We start from the raw sequence: 16,599 nt of genomic DNA on the forward strand, positions 1-16,599 counted from the left end.
GTAAATATGGCTAAGCAAATAACAGACACGGTTCCACCAGTAAAAATCGTTGTTACAACTGAGGAAACAACAAGAGATACAAAATAATGGCAAAGCAAACAACTCAAACACAAGCCCCTGTTAGAACTACAAGTACTAAAGGTGACAAAAGATAATATTGATGGCAAAAACAACGACCGCAGCAGTTCCGCCAGTTAAAACTTTACAAACTCGGGGATTTACGAAATAGTAAAGATTAAAAATACTGTTATAACAAACACAAGCAACAAAGTAAGACGTAGAAATTTATCATATACTAAAGCTCGTTTGCTTGTGTCGTCTGTTCCTTCTTGAATTTTCAGCACATAGCACTTTATAGCATTGTAGTAGAAAAGTCTTTCTTTTTCTACATCGTCAAAACCTGTATTTTGTTCAAAATCTTGAGTCAGAACGTTCTCAGGTAATAGTCCAACTGTATGACTTGGCCTTAATGTAATCAGTCTATATCCTTTGTAAACTACAATTGTAGCAGCAAAGGTAATGGTGACGTAAATGAGCCAATTTATTGAATAATGATTACTTATTAGGAAAACCCCAACTCCAAAGTAATACGTAATAAAACCTAATAAACACTTTATCGATTTATCAGTGATACTCTCCGTTTCCTGTGCAACTACATTAAAACGCTCTTTAACTTCGCTTAACAAGGGCTTATAGATTTCCAAAGGGATGATTTCCCAATCAGCTACAGGAAAACTCATAACTCTAATTTATATAATCAACGCGAACCCGCGACATCCAGTTATTGAGAAAATTACTTGCTACATGTGTGTTTTTCATTTTGTCGGATATTTACAATAAAACTTTAAAATGAAATATTTTATAAATATTTGGAGAAGTAAGTTTAAAACAATCAATAAAAGAGCTATGAGTGCTAAAGATTTTGATGATGCTTGTAAAGAGATTGTTTGTGGAACATTGAATGTTGGAAAGAAGACGTCTATTATTCATCAAATAGATTAATGTCTATTAAATTAAGCAAGCTTTGTTCGTACCCTTCAAGTAGCTCTAATTCTTCAGGAGTAGACGCTTTATCTTTTTTCAATGAGTAAACTAACTCTGTTAATGTATGTAATACTGACTTTATTCTTTGTTGTTGAGTAGCGTTCATCTTTAAACTTTATGATTGGTGCAATATATATACTTAATCATAAATATTATAGTTTATGCAACTTTTCGACTTAGACCAATCAATTCTTTATATCTAATTCTTGCACGATTAGTTGTTCTTATTGCCAAATCAAACCTCTTGCAATCATTCAAATCCTTGGTGTTATACCGGAAACTCATTTCATCACAATACCTTTGACTTTGGGCCGGGCGTATTATGGAGTTAGAAGAAAAGGGTTGAGCGGAGCATCCGGGAGTGGTCATATTTCCGACGAACAATCTATCACAAATGATTTGGTAGCTTATAGAAGTAATTTATAATGTGTGAATGAAGAAAACATAATAATAATTGTACCAGTTATGAATAATTATAAACGAATACAATAATATTATGTCTGCGACTGATTTAATAAAGAAGGAATTTAAAGGCAAAAGTTATGAAATAAAATCAATAACTTCTTCTAAGATAGAAATTGAGATTCCCGGTGGACTTGATTTTACCAAAACAAGCGAAGCAATATTTAACACCGTTATACATCTAAAACCGGAACTTGGCCTTAAGGAATTGAAAATTGTAGTAAAACAAATAAATTTAAGGGAAATTAAAATTTAATTTTTTTACAACGCCAACGTAACTAAAAATGCCCTCAAATAGTTAGACACTATTTGGGGCATTGCAATTCCGGGCTTTTTTGTTAACGCTTTTGTACCTGCCCTGAGTCCATCTCATCAATCATTTGCTTCAATTCGTCAAAGTAACCTTTGAATGCGTCCAAAAATACTCCTGCATCTAAATTCCCGACTATTGTTTTAGTCTTTATCCAATGTTCGAGTTTCTTGAGAACATAGTCGATTTTATCAAAAACAATGGAAGCTCCAGTAAGTGATGATAATCCATATTGATTATCAATCTCAGTTTTTAAAGTAGCACAGGCATTCTGAACTGATTCAAGATTAAATTCTATCAACGGGTATTCCGTATACGTTCCGTTGTATAATTTGCTAATGTGATAGCTAAAATCGTTTGGGATGAGACTTTTTATCGTCGCCATTGTGGATACAGTGTTAAAATGCAAAGTATCAAGTTAACACTTGGCGATTCAAAAAACAAATCTATATCTTATTACAAACTGATATATCGGCACCATAACTTTTATACTCTGCGTCTCAACATACAATGGTCAAACTATTTGTCAGCGGCTTTCCTCTTGAAATTTCGGAGATAGAACTGGCTATGCTGATTGCCCCGCACGGTGATATTGCCACACTCAAGATCGTTCGTGACAAGAAGACCCGCAAGTGTAAGGGTTATGCCTTTGTTGAGATGCTGAGCGAAGAGGGTGCCGTGCGGGTCAGCGCAGCCCTGTATGGATTGGAAATGCAAGGCAGGGAACTGACCGTAAAAATTAGCGTAGAGCAGCCTGTCAAACCGGCAATGCCGCAAAGGTTTCAGTCTAGACCCCAAAATATGTCACCCTACAAAACCGATCCAGGTTCTACTTCCGAGCCTGTTCGCACTAAACGTCCCCGTAGGCCGCTTTAAAAGGCACCCAACGACTAAATACCAGAAGCCCCAACAAGCGGCGGTGTTACGAGCGTAGTGAGTTTCACGGCTGCGCCCGTATCAAGGCCAAAGGCTGCTGAAGACGGAGCGCTTTCAGGCGGGATGAGCGGCTGGCGCACATAGTCTTGTGCGACTTTCGGCCTTTCTAGACTGCTGACCCGATGAGTGTTATTTTCTGTTTAAATACGTATTCACCTCCAAACCTATCGCCTAATTTTAAAGCTTTGGTCCTTGCCGGGATTTTGCCCACCTATAATGTCGATCACCTCCTGCATCAGCGCGTGCGCCCATGCCGGGGCAGCAGGGTTGATGTCCATTACCTCTGCCCCTTTGGTGACCAGTAAACGCTCAGGTGCGGCAATGATGCCGAACGCACTGGCGGCACATACCAGCATCACCTGGTCAAAGCGGGAGGCTACCTTCAGCAGGTTTTCCTGGCTGGCTTCAAATTTGTAACGGATGCTTTCATGATCCACGAAATGCCCCTTTTGCCTGACCCGCAGGTTTACCCTGTCCATCGAGCTTTCGACGTCCGGCAGCATCATAAACACCAGGCGGGTATCGTAGCCGCTTTCGCGGAACCGTCCTGCCCGCTCAGCCAGGAACTCGTTCCGTAGATTGGTTTCGACCGTGAAAGATTTTTTTGAGACCAGTGCCCGGAGTTCGCACTGGTCATATTTGCGGGTTACAGCGCTTTCTATGGCTTCCGCAGAGATATCCGGGTAGCTTTTCTCAATGATCGCCTTTTCCTTGTCAGGATCAAAGATAATGGCATCACGCCTGGACATCCGGGCAGATAAAGTGCTTTTACCTGCGCCGTTAGGTCCGGCAATGACCGTGTACTGAAGCATTTGTTAAAGGTCTTTGACAAAATGTTCCCTGCCGGTTGCTGCATCAACCCTGATGAGCACCCGCTTTCCATCCTTATATTCATGGATGAACAGGGCCGGGTCATCTTTAATACCAGCGGAATACGAAAAGTATAATCCCTGGTCTAGGGAGGATTGTACCGCCTCGCGGATCACCGGCGCGAGAAGGCTTTTGAATTCCTGGTCGTCCATCGCAAAAATATCCTTTTCGCTCAGCTCGTCCATGAGTTTGTACAGCTCGCTGGCCTTATTGATTCCATGGCGCAACTGTTCCCACTCTGATAGCGGTAAGAAAACGCCTTGCGGCTTTTGCTGCTGGTCCAGTACGACTTCCATCCAAATATCCTCCCTGTATTGTTATAACTCAAAAATACGCAATTTGTGCGGCAATTACACCTGTTAAGGTGTTGTTATCTGTTTACCGCCGGTTGGTCCTTGCTTGCTTCTGCCGCCTGCGGTTCCTGCCTAAAATAGCCTCGTCGTCAATATCATCGCTTATTTCAATGCTATAACCCGCAGACCTCCAATCAGCAGCAACAGGAATATCGCTATCAGCAGCACTTGAAGTCGTGCCAGGTGTATTGTTAGCCTGTATGTCGTCTTTTCTATCTTGTCCAGGCGTTGCTTCATCTCGCTCAGCCGCTCCCATATCTGGGTGATGTTCTTCGCTGAACTCGATGAGTTTTTTGCCATCAGGAAAAGCAATTGCAGCATCGTTTCTTCTTCCTCCGTTTTGGGTAGTTCCGGTTCCGAATGGTGTGAGGTCTCCGTATTTTGCCCTTGTTCTGCCGTTAGCCTCGCTAATGCTTTGGCCATCTCTGTCTTGTTCATAATCTAACTGTTTTTTGATCTCCATCCATTTGAAGCGGCCACCCAAAGCCTGCCCCTTCGCCTTAAAATCTTCGTAAAAAAATGTGATCCCGCTGATATGCCCGGTCGTTGCCTGGTTAAACAGCAAATGCACGCCCTGAGCCTCGCAATGCCGGATGAAATCCTGCATGCTTTGCCCCGGCTGGTTCAAAATGCGCGATAACTTTTCCTGAACCGCCATTTTATGGGATGCCTGCCCGGTACGGGTAACCATCTCAATTTCATTCTTCGTCGGCGCACGCTTGCCGGTGCTGCCTTTGCGCAGCATCTTTACTTCCTTTCCTGGTTCCTGCACCGCTAAAAACTTGCTTTTAGTAAGGGGTTTGAGGTCGTGCAGCAACTCCAATTTACGCAGCAGTGCCTCACTTTCTTCAAAGTTCTTGCTGTCCGATACCAGGCCGCCACCAAACTTTATCCGGTTCGCCAGCAGATGTATATGCGGATGTCCGGCATCATGGTGACGAAAGATCATATAATGGTTTTCGGTAAAGCCCATCCCTTCCAGGTAATCCCTGGCAATGGCAAGCAACTTGGCATTGGTTAACTTCCCGGTCTCTTCCTGCGAAAAGTTAAGGCTGGTGTGGTAAACATAATTGCCGAGCTTGGGGCGCTTGCGCCTGACGGCGTCAATTTCCATTTTGATCATATCCAGGTCTAGGGAAGCAAAGTTGGTTTCCAGTAGCTCCGCTCTCAGGCTGCTGTCTTCCAGGGTAAGCTTTTTAAGGTTATAGCCTAAGGCTCCCATAAAGCTTTTACCTATCTTTTGATCCGCTAACATCCTAAAGTAAAAGCCTGATGATTTTTTCTTCCTGCCGCAGCAGTGCGGTCAGGGTTTTATCGATGCCATAGGGAAACCTGCCTGAGTTGGCCTGCCTTGCTAATTGGTTCAGATTAATGCCGATCTTCTTTAATTCGGTGTAGGTGTCCTCGTCCATCTTAGCCAAAGGAATAGCCGGGAAATGCCCCTTGAATAATTTACTCCTGACCAGATCGCCCGGAGTAGTACCGCAAGCTTCCGCCAGGTTCAACAAACGTTGCCGTTGTTTTTCCGTTACGCGGAACGTGATCTTGATCGACCGCTTTTCTGATAGTGGAACTTTTGGCCTTGCCATAAGTACGCTTAAAAAGTGTGTGTAAGGATTGCTCAAGGCAATGAGCAATATCGGAAACCCGTTAGGGCCCGCAGGTCCGGCCTGCGTTTATCAGCCGGAAAGCGGCTGTGCGTTTACGCAATAATCAAATATATTTATTTATGGCTTGCCATCCAAAATTTTTATGCAGAACGAAGTGAAAGCATAACGGGTCCGGGTGTCCCGGCAAGCGTTTTGGTCCGACCAAAACATGGCTTGCTTCGCTTTAACTATTTGTTCAGGTAGGTTTATTTTATTTCGCTTTTACAATATGGAATGTTTAACAATGTACCTTTCTCTTATCTGTTAATCGAATCCTCTTTAAGACTTTCTATTTTCGTTATTTCCTATCGGCAACAATTTCAACGATAAAGTGATAGATCTCAATGGTGTATTATTCATTGATTCCGCTACGAGTAATGACAATGTTCTTGGATCTAATGTACCAGCGTTTGAGGCGATGATTGCTGAAATTTTGTACAGATGACAGATTCGGCGACAGATTTGTTACATCAGCCTTACTATATTCTACCTTTAATCTTCGTTGCTTAACACATCAATGGCTCTTAGTTAGAATCTTTCATTTTATTAATAAACGCATCGAAGCTACCATTACTCATCTTTAAAGCATTGTTGATTTTGTCAAACGGTGCTATGAGCTTAAACTTTCGCTTTTTACCCCGATCCTTGATATTCGACTTCAGCTAGAATTCTCTCGTGAACTAGTTTGGGAGGTAATTCGTCGATAAAATACTCTACATCTTCTCCAAGTTTAATTCTAAATACGTCATCATTTATTTGGTTGCCTCGATAATCTTCTCAAGGCTTTTTGAATAAGGGTGAGCCAAAGAAATTATCCTACCAATCACAGTTTGATGAATTTCGAAAGGTGGTAGCGCAAGATAAAGAGCTTAATTTATCTGACTGAAAAAGATCAAAGAGCTGCATCCTCTGGTAGCGCAGGCAAAAGCAGCATTAGACTCTAAAAGTTTTATAACTATTAAAGTAGCTATCTGATGATGTACACTGCCGGTGAATACAATCAAGATATTAAAATCATTTCAAGTTTGGCAGCAAAAAGAACTTACCGTTTCTTTAACGTTTTCATAAGAGCGTTGCAAATACGTGTTCACAAGCTAATCATCGGACAAGGCCAGACCCGAGCTGTAATTGGCGATAGCGACTTAGAGTCGTATCCCATGAAAAGACTAAACTTGTGGCTACAAAAGACAAGTACGCTCAGTATACTTACGAACCTTCGGGGATTGTTGCGTTTCAAATAGACGGCTTTGAAAGCGCAGAATGAGAAAGACGATAAGGAACCGCTATAAGACCAGTTGGTCAAGATTTTAGGCAAATTCCAATTCCTAGCCTAATTGAATAAGCAAACGGCCCCAAAACGGGAGGTGAACTCAACGGTTAGAGACGCACAGGAAGCAAAGGAATATGTAAGAAAGCAGAAAGAAAAGGAGCTGGAGGGTTCTAAGCTTTTATTGACTCCTGCAAACCGATGGAATCAAGCCCAGATACTTCGAAAGTACCTTGCTTCCACTGAAACTAAAGCGAATCCATTTATTTTCAACGATAGGCCAAATTGAATGGATTGGGCAAAAATGAAGGTCGATTGGTATTATCCAGAAATCGAAATAGATGACGAAATTTTGAAAGACATCAGTCGGGACACATTGTCAATTTCTTAAAAATGCTACTTTACAAACTTAGGATAGGCCCTTTAATTACAGGCATTATCTATTCTCAATCCAAATTTACTTTGCCTTGGCGAGAAGGAAGCGGACAAAAGTCGAACTTTTTGTCGGATTTTAACGAAGTTCAGTTCAGGATCGAAAGCATCGAAAAAATTGCTTTACCTGGTCAGTACTATGATAAAACTATTGACACAGGTCTCTGAAGCTTATCTTCAGTAGAACTACTTTATTAGCATAGAGGCGTTTTAATCATTACCCACCAATTTATATTTATAAATCTCACTTTGTTGTTGCCGTCATTTGTTTTTGCTATTATGTGTATAAAATACTCCATCGTCAAAAGGGCACAAGCCGGTTATTTTAATAATGTCTGCGTGCTCAGAAAAGCATAGAATAAGCTCGGCTTCACACTATTGTGTCAAATCCTTAATAAAGTTGTCAGGTTTAAATTATAAGTTTTCATCATCAATGTATGCACTCAGATAGATAATGAATTTACTTCCTTTGCCAACCTCGCTTTCCACCACCATGTTACCTCCGGCAGCATTCACAATTTTCTTAGCTAAATATAGACCAATGCCACTGCCTTCAATGTTTTGATGCAACCTGCCATACATCTCAAATATTTTTTTGATACTGCTTTCCGGAATACCTTTTCCATTATCCTGAACACAAAGGATAAGCTGATCTTCTTCCTTCCAGCACGCAATATAAATTTCAGGTGGCTCCTCGCGCCTAAATTTGATGCCGTTTGACACCAGGTTAAAGACGATGCTACGGAGGTTCTTCTTAGAGAATGGCAAGTAGGGCGTCAATATGTTTCTTTTGATGGTAGCACCGGCAGCCTTTATTTTATTTTCCAGGCTCCATTCTATATTGTCAATCAGTTCGTTAATATCTACCCGTTCATGGGCATTCACATCACTTTCCACTTCGGCAATCACAGCAATATCTTTGATGAGCTGACTGAATTTTTTTACCGAGTAATTAATTACGCCTAAAAATTCCGTTAGCTTTTCATCGCCTATAGGAATCCGGTTCATAATTTCAATGCTGGTTTGTATGTTGCCTAGCGGTGCCAGTAAATCATGCGAGGCTGCAAACACAAAATGCTCAAGATCTTCGTTGATACGGTTGAGGCTTTTGTTTTTTCTGTCGAGCGAAGCCTGAATTCTTTTAAGCTTAGTGATATCCGTAAACGTCAGGATGGCGCCTGTAATCCGATTGTCGGCTTGCGTTAAGTAGGGCATGGTCATTAGTTGGTACCACTGGCCATCATTACTTTCAATGTCTTTAGATAATACCACTCCTTTAGATAATACCGATTGAATATCCTGAATGATGGTATCAAATCTAATATTCGTTGAGATGTTGCTTAGCGGGCGGCCAACGTCTCCTTCCATTAAGTTGATCAGTTTAACTGCGGCCGGCGAAAATTTGAGCAGCCGCAGTTCGCTGTCTACAAAAAGCTGCCCGTTTACATTACTTTTAAAGTAGTTGTTTAAATCATCATTCAATTCCTGCAGCTCTTTGTTTTTAAGGTGATAATCGGTATTGATAGTATGCAGCTCCTCATTAACCGACTGCATTTCCTCGTTGGTGCTCTGCATTTCCTCATTGGCCGAAAGCAACTCTTCATTAAACGAATGCATGTTTTCATTCAGTGCATCCAGCTTTTCATACGCAGCACGCAATTGGAGCTTGGTTTCCTGCAGTTCTTCTTCTAGATGAAAGGTATAGTCATTTAAATAGGCATCTTCGTTATACGTGTTTTCCTGAAGTTCACTTTTAGGCGTAGTGGTGTCTTCCGTAAAAATGGCCATCAACAAAGGGGGGGCATTCCTTTTAATGTGTAGGGGAACCACGGACAGGTTTACAAAAACACCTTTCCCGCCCTGATTAATCTGAATACCTGGTGCCGTTACTTTTTCATTGGCTTGCAGCGCCTGCCTGCTAACCGTATTAAAGGCGATTGCCAATGGTTTGGGCAACAGTTCCATAATGTTGTTATTAAACAGCTTTTGATGCAGAAACCTGCTGGTATCTCCGTATGATTTAATTACTTGATGATGCTCATTTACACACACTACCAGGTAGCCCATCTCTTTGGCCAGAGTGGCTTGTAAAGTTTCCGCTAATAATTCGTCATTTCCTGTGTTTGTTTCTGCCTTGGTTGCACTGGCAGGGAGGCGCTTTATTTCCTGCAGCTCAGGTATCGAGAAAGCATCAAACTTAATCAGGCGCTTTCCATTCAGACTTTTATATATTTTTGATTTCGGATCTGTAACTTCCAGGTTCTGTAAAATAGGTAACGGATTTTCGCTGGAGCCCAAAAACAGGTACCCGTTTGCCTTCAATCCAAACAGTAACATGGCGTAAATCTTTTTTTGCAAAGCAGGGGTCATGTAAATCAATACATTGCGGCAACTGATAAAGCTCATGTTACAGTAAGGCGGATTTTTGACCAAATCATGCTGTGCAAAAATGACCATTTTACGTATAGCAGGGCTTACCCTGTAGCAGTCGCCCTCAGGTATAAAATATTTCTCCAGCCGCTCGGGCGATATATTTTTAGTGAGGGAGGCATGGTAAATACCTTTACTGCCTATAGCCAACGCCTCGGCATCAATATCGGTGGCAAATATTTTAACGGCAGTGTTTTGTAAGGCACCAGTTAGCTGCTCGCACAGTAGTATAGCAACCGAGTAAGCCTCTTCACCGGTGGCGCAGCCGGCAATCCACAGCTTTAATTCATCTTCGGGGTGATGATCTTTCAATATGGCCGGCAAAACGGCACCTGCAATATTCTCAAAGGCATCGCTGTCCCGAAAAAAGGTGGTTACGCTAATCAAAAAGTCTTTAGCCAGTAACTCTACCTCTTCTGGTGCGGTATTTAAAAATTCGAGGTAGCCTTTAAGTGTCGTAAAATTGCTGTGTGCCGCTCTTCTTTTAATCCGGCGCAGAATGGTGGTTTGTTTATATTCGGTAAAATCAAGCGGTAGCTGGTCCTTAATTACCTCAACAATCGGTAAAATATACTGCTCATCTTCCTTAATGTCGGCCATCAGTTTATCGGCATGTGTAATAAAGTCTTGTATAGCCACAGGCATCTGTTCGGGTTCCAAAACAAAATCTACTAAACCTGTGGCAATAGCATTTGAGGGCATACTGGAAAATTCCGTTTCTTCCGGGTTGCGGGCTATAACCATGCCGCCTGCTTTCTTGATGGCTTTAGTACCTTCCGTTCCATCTGTACCCAGGCCAGAGAGTATTACTGCAATGGCATGTTTGCCGCTATTGATGGCCAAGGATTTTAAGAAAGTATTGACCGTTAAATGTGGTCTCCGGCTGTTTTCTTTAGGAGTTAGCCTTAGCCGGTTACCTTCAATAGTCATGTATTGGTTGTTAGGAATCAGGTATACCGTGTTACTTTGTACCTCCAAACCTTCTTCTGCTTCCAATACCAGCAACTTACTATGGCGGCTTAATAGTTCTACCATACGGCTTTTGAAATCGGGTGACAGGTGCTGTATGATTACATAAGACACGCTGTCCAGCGGAGTATGGTCAAAAAAGGCATTAATTTCTTCCATCCCGCCGGCTGAAGCGCCTATGGCAATAATATACTCTGGGTTGTTTTTTTGCATAAGCGATGCTATAAAATACAGCAGCAGAAACTTAAAGATTGCCAGCTTCCACTTTTGGGGTAAGTATTGCTAAGATAGTATAAGTATATAGTATTCGGCTATTTCTTTTTGTGGAGATTTACAGATATAATGATTATCTCGGCCAGTTGTTTTGTTAATTATCAAAAGCGTTACTTAACGTTCAAATATCCGCCTAAAAGATGATAGAGTTATGTGGTGTATTTGAGATGGATTTAAATATTCGACGCAGCCGGTTAAATAAAAGAGAAACCTATTACTTACAATTGATGTTATTATTAACAGACATTTACTTCTCTTACTACAAAAAACCCAGCTACTAAATAATTCTGCACTTCTATGATTAAAGTCCTCATAGCCGACGATCATCAACTATTTCGGGATGGCATCAAAGCCTTATTTGCTTTGGCGGATGATATTGAGGTTGTAGGTGAAGCCGAAGACGGACAGGGCATTATACAATTGCTGGGGAGTGGGCAGATGGTAGATATTATCATCACCGATTTGAACATGCCGCTTATGGGTGGTATAGAATTAGCTGAAGCCATTAAAAGGCAAAATTTGGCAGTGAAAATTATTATGGTTACCATGCTTGACCATGAAAGGTTTATTGTGCAGGCGTTTAAGGCAGGAGTTGATGGTTATCTGATTAAAAATGCGCCCGCTCAGGAGATGATTTATGCTGTTCGGTATGTTTATGCAAACAGCCGTTACTTGAGTATGCACCTTGCCCTGCGCATGCTTGACCGCTTAATGAAGACGCCTATATTGCAACAGCGCGAGCATGAGGTACGCGAGGTTGATTTTTCTGAACGGGAACTGGAAGTTTTAGAGCTGATAGCTGATGGCTATACCAACCAGGAAATTGCCGATAAACTCTTCACCAGTAAACGTACAATAGAAGGACAACGACAAGCTATGCTTGATAAAACCGGCATGCGAAACACCGTTGCATTAATTAAATATGCCGCCTTGAATGGAATTATCCATTAATTTCCGTCGCGTTAAATTTAACTACAAAGAAAATAGCGTAATAATCTTTCCTGGTCTCACGTAATAATACGCATCGTTGTCGGGCATTTAATCAGACCTTTACTTTGTAAAAACATCACCAACAAATTAGCCGCTGTACTTACTGGCACAATTGCAAACTGCGAAATACAACATCACTTACCAGTTGTTTAAAAACGCATTAACAATAAGCGCACTAGCGTTTAAACAGCGATTAACGAATTGCTACTGCTTTTACCGGATTTGTAGTTATGTGTTTTCATTCGCATTGCTTACAGTCTGATTAAATACAACATTATGATTATAGTTATTTTTTTTATCGGACATTGGTTTTTGTCCTTGTTCTTTCAAACCTTTTTCCAGCATCGTTATGCCTCGCACCGGATGTTTACCACCAGCAAGGGTTGGGAACGCGTGTTTTACCTGATGGCGTATTTTTTTGAAGGTGCATCTTTTTTGCACCCTCGCGCCTATGCGCTGATGCACCGTGAACATCATGCCTATAGCGATACGGAGAAAGATCCCCATTCGCCGCACTTTTTTACCGATGTTTTTCAGATGCTGAAAGCCACGTTAAAAACTTTTAAAGACCATCGCATGAAAGCCATTGACCCGGAAGCGCGTTTTAAAGGCTATTTTCCGGAATGGCCCGTAATTGACAGGATGGGTTCTTCCCTGTTATCAAGATTGTTATTTGGCGTGGCGTACACCCTTTTTTATTTTGTGTTTGCTACCCACTGGTGGATGTTTTTGCTGTTACCCGTTCACTATTTAATGGGCCCCATTCAAGGTGCCATTGTAAACTGGTGCGGGCATAAGTATGGGTATACCAACTTTAACAATCAGGATAAATCTAAAAACACTTCTCCTTTCGACTTTTTGATGCTGGGCGAGCTGTTTCAGAACAACCATCACCGGTTTCCTAACAGTGCCAACTTCGGCAAAAAATGGTTCGAGATAGACCCGGTATATCCGGTGATGAAGCTTATGCATTATTTACACATCATCAGGCTCAGAAAAGCTTATTTAAATTAATACGTATAACCACATGAGTAAAGATAAAGGAAGTAAAAACTTAAAAAAGGCGCCGAACACGGATAATCAAAAGTCGGTCTCGGATTACCAGGCAGGAAAGAAAACGGTATCTAAGGATGCCTTGACACCGCCACCTAAAAAAAAGTAAAAAAGTTTATTATAACAGCCGATCTTATGCCGTTTTTGGATTATGTATTGCAACAACCATCTTACGGGTGGAAGGATGAACAAGGTGCCTTGATTAAGCCCAGTGCTCATCAAATTTTTTCAGAATTTTTCAGTCGGCTGAATGTATACAATGATCGCCGGAACTGGCTGCCTTTTTTAGCCTGGTTAAAAGTGCTTTGCTTGTTGCCTTTCTTCTTCATTTTCCTCACACACTATTTACACTGGTGGACGATTACTGCAGCCTTTGTTTACAGTATGATTATTATGGGCACGCATGGCACCATCTGGCATCACCGCTACTGCACGCATGGGGCTTATAAATTCCGAAACAACTTCTGGCGCTTTTTCACCAAAAACTTAACTATCAGCGCCATACCAGAAGAAATTTATGTTATCTCTCACCATGTTCATCATGCTAAATCAGATCAGCCCGGGGACCCATATAATGCACAGGCCGGCTTTTTATACTGCTTTTTGGCAGATGTTAACCACCAGCCTATAGCTAAAAACCTGACGGAAAGCGACTACAACCGTGTTATGCTTTTAATGAAACATACCGGTATTAAACCTAATACTTATGCAGAATACCGCCGTTGGGGGTCATATGCTAATCCTTATCGTGAGGTACTGTCATGGATAGGCAACTGGTCATTCTGGTACCTAATATTTTTTCTTATTGGCGGACATGCATTGGCTTGCAGCTTATTCGGTGCAGCTGGCTTTTGGGCTGTGGGCGTTCGAACTTTTAACTATGAAGGGCATGCCAAAGGTAAAGACAAGCAGCGCAAGGGTATCGACTATCATGCAAAAGACAAATCCATCAATCAGCTTTGGCCCGGATTGGTAGCCGGTGAATGGCATAACAACCATCACCTATACCCCAAAAGCGCCAGAAGCGGCTTCAAACCCATGCTGTTTGATCTGGCTTGGTACTACATCAAATTTATGAGTGTGATTGGTGCTGTACGCTCTTACCGCGATGATAAAAAGCGCTTTTACGAGCAATATTACAAGCCTAATCTCAAACGTACAGTCCCTAATGCCGCAGTTTAGCATTAAGCTACCACAATATAATATTTCACTTATGGCAACTGCCCTCCTACAATCATCTCCGTATATACACAATAAACCAATCGCTTAATTAATTAATAATTAATAAGTTAAACAAAAGCAACCCCTGCAGGTTGTATAAAAGGAACGTCACGTTATGGCTGACGTTTTTTCTCCACTCACTTTTTAACTAATCCACTTTAATCCATGGAAACACAAGTTCGTCATCCGGATGATGCTATGCGCACGCCCGGACAAATTTCTACACATACACCACATTCGCCAACCTGGCATCAGCGCATTAGCTGGGCTGCTGTTTTTGCAGGCTTCATTGTAGCAGTTTTAACACAATTATCGCTTACGCTATTGGGCGTTGCAATAGGCATGAGCACGGTAGACGCCGTAAACCATGATACCCCGGGTACGGGGCTGGCTATTGGCTCGGGTATATGGTCAGCTTTAAGTATCATCATTTCTTTATTTGCGGGTGGCTGGGTTGCCGGTCGTTTGGCTAAAGACAAGCATACTTCGGAAAGCATGATTCATGGCATACTGGTAGCCGGTCTGCTATTTATCCTTACGTTTTACCTGCTATCTAATGCTATCGGCAGTATCGTAGGCGGAGCTGGCAACGTTGTTGGAAAAGCAGTGTCCAGCGCAACGCCTTCTTTAAAACAGGCCGCCCAAGAGCGTTACCAGCCGGGAAGCGAAGCTGGGAAACAGCAGTTATCTACAGATAGTGCGAACATCAGCGAACAGGTTGCTGCCAATAAGGATGATGTAGAACAAACAGCCCGTCAAGTGGCAGACGACGCAGCTTCGGCTGCCGGAAAAGCTGCTTTGTATTCTTTTATCGGCGTATTACTAGGTACAGGCGCGGCAGCATTCGGTGCAAAATTAGGCAGAGATTCTAAAGTACCACATGATTATCACACCCATCACTTAGCTCAGGTCAATCCCGTTCCTGACAAACGGCTAACATAGTCTATCATCTATCACCAGCGGCATTTATCAATGATCATTAAATGCCGCTTAATTAAAAGCATATGAAAATGAAATTTACAAAAGCAATAGTTACACTATGCTTAACCGGCCTGTCAACATGGGCTGTTGCACAACAAACCTTGTCAGATACTACTAACAGGTTTGATAAAAGGTCCTTCCGTACTTGGTCTATTGGCATTAACGGCGGCATGCTGACACACTACACGCCTTTTAACGGCAGCACCAACGGCGATTTTAAAACACCGCAAGAACGATGGGGTATGGCGGTTACATCAAAAAGCAAATCCTTCCGGGGTTTGGTATTCAAGCCGATTTTTTGGCCGGTAAACTTAAAGGTTTTAGGTCCAATGATTTGCCCTCACCAACAGCAGCGCAGGACGCCAGTAGCTTTAAAACACACATTGAATGGTCAGGCTCGTTAAGCGCCAATTTTACAGTGGCTAATTTAAGCCTGAACCAGAAGCGTAACTTTCTTTCGCCCTACTTTACCGCAGGCGCAGGTTATATGTCATATAACGCCGAAACCTTTAACACGCCATCTGGCGCAAATAATGGCTTTCAGCGTAATTGGTTTGTACCGGTTGGTGCAGGTTTTAAGCTAGGCCTTTCCAAAGGAGTGAACCTCGATTTTGGTTATACCGTGGCCTTTATGAAAACCAACCGGTTTGATGGCGTAGCCAGCGGGCAAAATGACCGGTTCTCTTACGCACATGGTGGCTTTGAATTTGCCTTAGGCAGACGCAAATCTTCTCAATTACAAAATTACAGCGCTATTGCAGCTATACGCGAGGAGAGCGCAGCAGAAAGCGCCAGCCTGCGAAGTGCATTGTCTACGGCAGAGCAAAGGCGCCTGGCCGATGAGCAGCAATATCAGCGAGATCTGGGAGATGATGACGCAGATGGTGTAGCCAATAAGTTTGATAAGTGCCAAGGTACACAACCAAATACTACCGTGGATGGTGCTGGTTGCCCGCTCAAAGTTCCGGCCCCTGTTGTTAACGAACGGGTTATTGTAACGGAAGCCGACCGTCAGGTGGTTAATGAAGCTATCAAAAACCTGGAGTTTGATTTAGGGAAAGCTACCATCCGTGAGCGGTCATACGCAACGCTAAACCGTGTTGCTGCATTACTGGTGGAGAAAAACTTTAGCCTAAAACTGGCCGGACACACTGATAACAGCGGATCAATGGCGCTGAATTTAAGGTTATCTAAAGACAGGGCAGAAGCTATTAAAGCTTACTTAGTATCTCAGGGCGCTAATCCGTCTCGCATCGAAGCAACCGGATACGGCCCAAATCAGCCTATTGCTTCTAACAAAACGGCAGCAGGCCGCCAACAAAACCGCAGAGTTGAATTCAGCATATTTTAGTCCTTTAA

At 42.3% G+C, this 16,599-nt stretch carries 18 protein-coding genes; 10 read left to right on the plus strand and 8 right to left on the minus strand.

From position 1 onward, the window contains the following. Positions 1–218: 218 nt before the first annotated feature. Positions 219–740: a hypothetical protein gene (locus HH214_RS15535; protein ID WP_169609131.1), complete on the minus strand. Its 522-nt coding sequence runs from the start codon at positions 738–740 to the stop codon at positions 219–221. A gap of 242 nt (positions 741–982) precedes the next feature. Beyond that, on the minus strand, positions 983–1,150 hold the full coding sequence (locus tag HH214_RS15540) for a hypothetical protein (RefSeq protein WP_169609133.1): 168 nt from the start codon (positions 1,148–1,150) through the stop codon (positions 983–985). 390 nt (positions 1,151–1,540) lie between these two features. On the opposite strand from HH214_RS15540, the gene HH214_RS15545 reads away from it, so the two are divergent. After that, positions 1,541–1,762 carry a hypothetical protein gene (locus tag HH214_RS15545; RefSeq protein ID WP_169609135.1) on the plus strand — a complete coding sequence of 74 codons (222 nt, stop codon included), beginning with the start codon at positions 1,541–1,543 and terminating at the stop codon, positions 1,760–1,762. Positions 1,763–1,844: 82 nt separating this feature from the next. On the opposite strand, the gene HH214_RS15550 is transcribed toward HH214_RS15545, so the two are convergent. Then, the gene (locus tag HH214_RS15550) at positions 1,845–2,201 is read right to left on the minus strand and encodes a hypothetical protein (RefSeq protein WP_169609136.1); all 357 of its coding nucleotides are present in this window, start codon (positions 2,199–2,201) and stop codon (positions 1,845–1,847) included. Between the two features lie 125 nt (positions 2,202–2,326). Between HH214_RS15550 and HH214_RS15555 the strand changes: the two genes are divergently transcribed. Then, positions 2,327–2,692, plus strand: coding sequence for an RNA recognition motif domain-containing protein (locus HH214_RS15555; protein WP_169609138.1), 366 nt, complete (start codon positions 2,327–2,329; stop codon positions 2,690–2,692). A gap of 224 nt (positions 2,693–2,916) precedes the next feature. On the opposite strand, the gene HH214_RS15560 is transcribed toward HH214_RS15555, so the two are convergent. The 4 genes from HH214_RS15560 to HH214_RS15575 form a co-directional block, all read right to left on the minus strand. Next, complete coding sequence (locus tag HH214_RS15560) at positions 2,917–3,564, minus strand: zeta toxin family protein (protein ID WP_169609141.1); 648 nt, start codon at positions 3,562–3,564, stop codon at positions 2,917–2,919. Between the two features lie 3 nt (positions 3,565–3,567). Then, on the minus strand, positions 3,568–3,918 hold the full coding sequence (locus HH214_RS15565; RefSeq protein WP_169609142.1) for a hypothetical protein: 351 nt from the start codon (positions 3,916–3,918) through the stop codon (positions 3,568–3,570). Between the two features lie 82 nt (positions 3,919–4,000). Further along, complete coding sequence (locus HH214_RS15570; protein ID WP_169609144.1) at positions 4,001–5,230, minus strand: relaxase/mobilization nuclease domain-containing protein; 1,230 nt, start codon at positions 5,228–5,230, stop codon at positions 4,001–4,003. Between the two features lies 1 nt (position 5,231). After that, positions 5,232–5,564: a plasmid mobilization protein gene (locus HH214_RS15575; RefSeq protein ID WP_169609146.1), complete on the minus strand. Its 333-nt coding sequence runs from the start codon at positions 5,562–5,564 to the stop codon at positions 5,232–5,234. Between the two features lie 1,720 nt (positions 5,565–7,284). On the opposite strand from HH214_RS15575, the gene HH214_RS15580 reads away from it, so the two are divergent. Continuing rightward, a complete protein-coding gene (locus HH214_RS15580; protein ID WP_169609148.1) occupies positions 7,285–7,491 on the plus strand; it encodes a hypothetical protein in 207 nt (68 codons plus the stop codon). A 246-nt stretch (positions 7,492–7,737) separates the two neighbouring features. Here the strand turns inward: HH214_RS15580 and HH214_RS15585 are convergent, their stop codons facing one another. Then, the gene (locus HH214_RS15585; RefSeq protein WP_169609150.1) at positions 7,738–10,935 is read right to left on the minus strand and encodes a chemotaxis protein CheB; all 3,198 of its coding nucleotides are present in this window, start codon (positions 10,933–10,935) and stop codon (positions 7,738–7,740) included. 357 nt (positions 10,936–11,292) lie between these two features. On the opposite strand from HH214_RS15585, the gene HH214_RS15590 reads away from it, so the two are divergent. The 7 genes from HH214_RS15590 to HH214_RS15610 all read left to right on the plus strand — a co-directional run bounded on the left by HH214_RS15590 (position 11,293) and on the right by HH214_RS15610 (position 16,591). After that, positions 11,293–11,946, plus strand: coding sequence for a response regulator transcription factor (locus tag HH214_RS15590; RefSeq protein WP_169609152.1), 654 nt, complete (start codon positions 11,293–11,295; stop codon positions 11,944–11,946). 315 nt (positions 11,947–12,261) lie between these two features. Continuing rightward, positions 12,262–12,999, plus strand: a complete 738-nt coding sequence (locus HH214_RS15595; RefSeq protein WP_169609155.1) for an acyl-CoA desaturase — start codon at positions 12,262–12,264, stop codon at positions 12,997–12,999. A gap of 13 nt (positions 13,000–13,012) precedes the next feature. Beyond that, positions 13,013–13,147 (plus strand): hypothetical protein, encoded by a 135-nt coding sequence (locus tag HH214_RS22240; RefSeq protein ID WP_256367666.1) that lies wholly within the window; start codon positions 13,013–13,015, stop codon positions 13,145–13,147. A gap of 26 nt (positions 13,148–13,173) precedes the next feature. Beyond that, positions 13,174–14,220 carry a fatty acid desaturase gene (locus HH214_RS15600; RefSeq protein WP_169609157.1) on the plus strand — a complete coding sequence of 349 codons (1,047 nt, stop codon included), beginning with the start codon at positions 13,174–13,176 and terminating at the stop codon, positions 14,218–14,220. Between the two features lie 204 nt (positions 14,221–14,424). Then, positions 14,425–15,201 (plus strand): TIGR04086 family membrane protein, encoded by a 777-nt coding sequence (locus HH214_RS15605; RefSeq protein ID WP_169609159.1) that lies wholly within the window; start codon positions 14,425–14,427, stop codon positions 15,199–15,201. Between the two features lie 68 nt (positions 15,202–15,269). After that, positions 15,270–15,644: a hypothetical protein gene (locus HH214_RS22125; RefSeq protein WP_248282113.1), complete on the plus strand. Its 375-nt coding sequence runs from the start codon at positions 15,270–15,272 to the stop codon at positions 15,642–15,644. Beyond that, positions 15,575–16,591: an OmpA family protein gene (locus HH214_RS15610; protein ID WP_248282114.1), complete on the plus strand. Its 1,017-nt coding sequence runs from the start codon at positions 15,575–15,577 to the stop codon at positions 16,589–16,591. The genes HH214_RS22125 and HH214_RS15610 overlap by 70 nt, the downstream gene beginning before the upstream one ends. Positions 16,592–16,599: the final 8 nt, after the last annotated feature.

The organism is Mucilaginibacter robiniae, from assembly GCF_012849215.1.
Classification (GTDB): Bacteria; Bacteroidota; Bacteroidia; order Sphingobacteriales; family Sphingobacteriaceae; genus Mucilaginibacter; species Mucilaginibacter robiniae.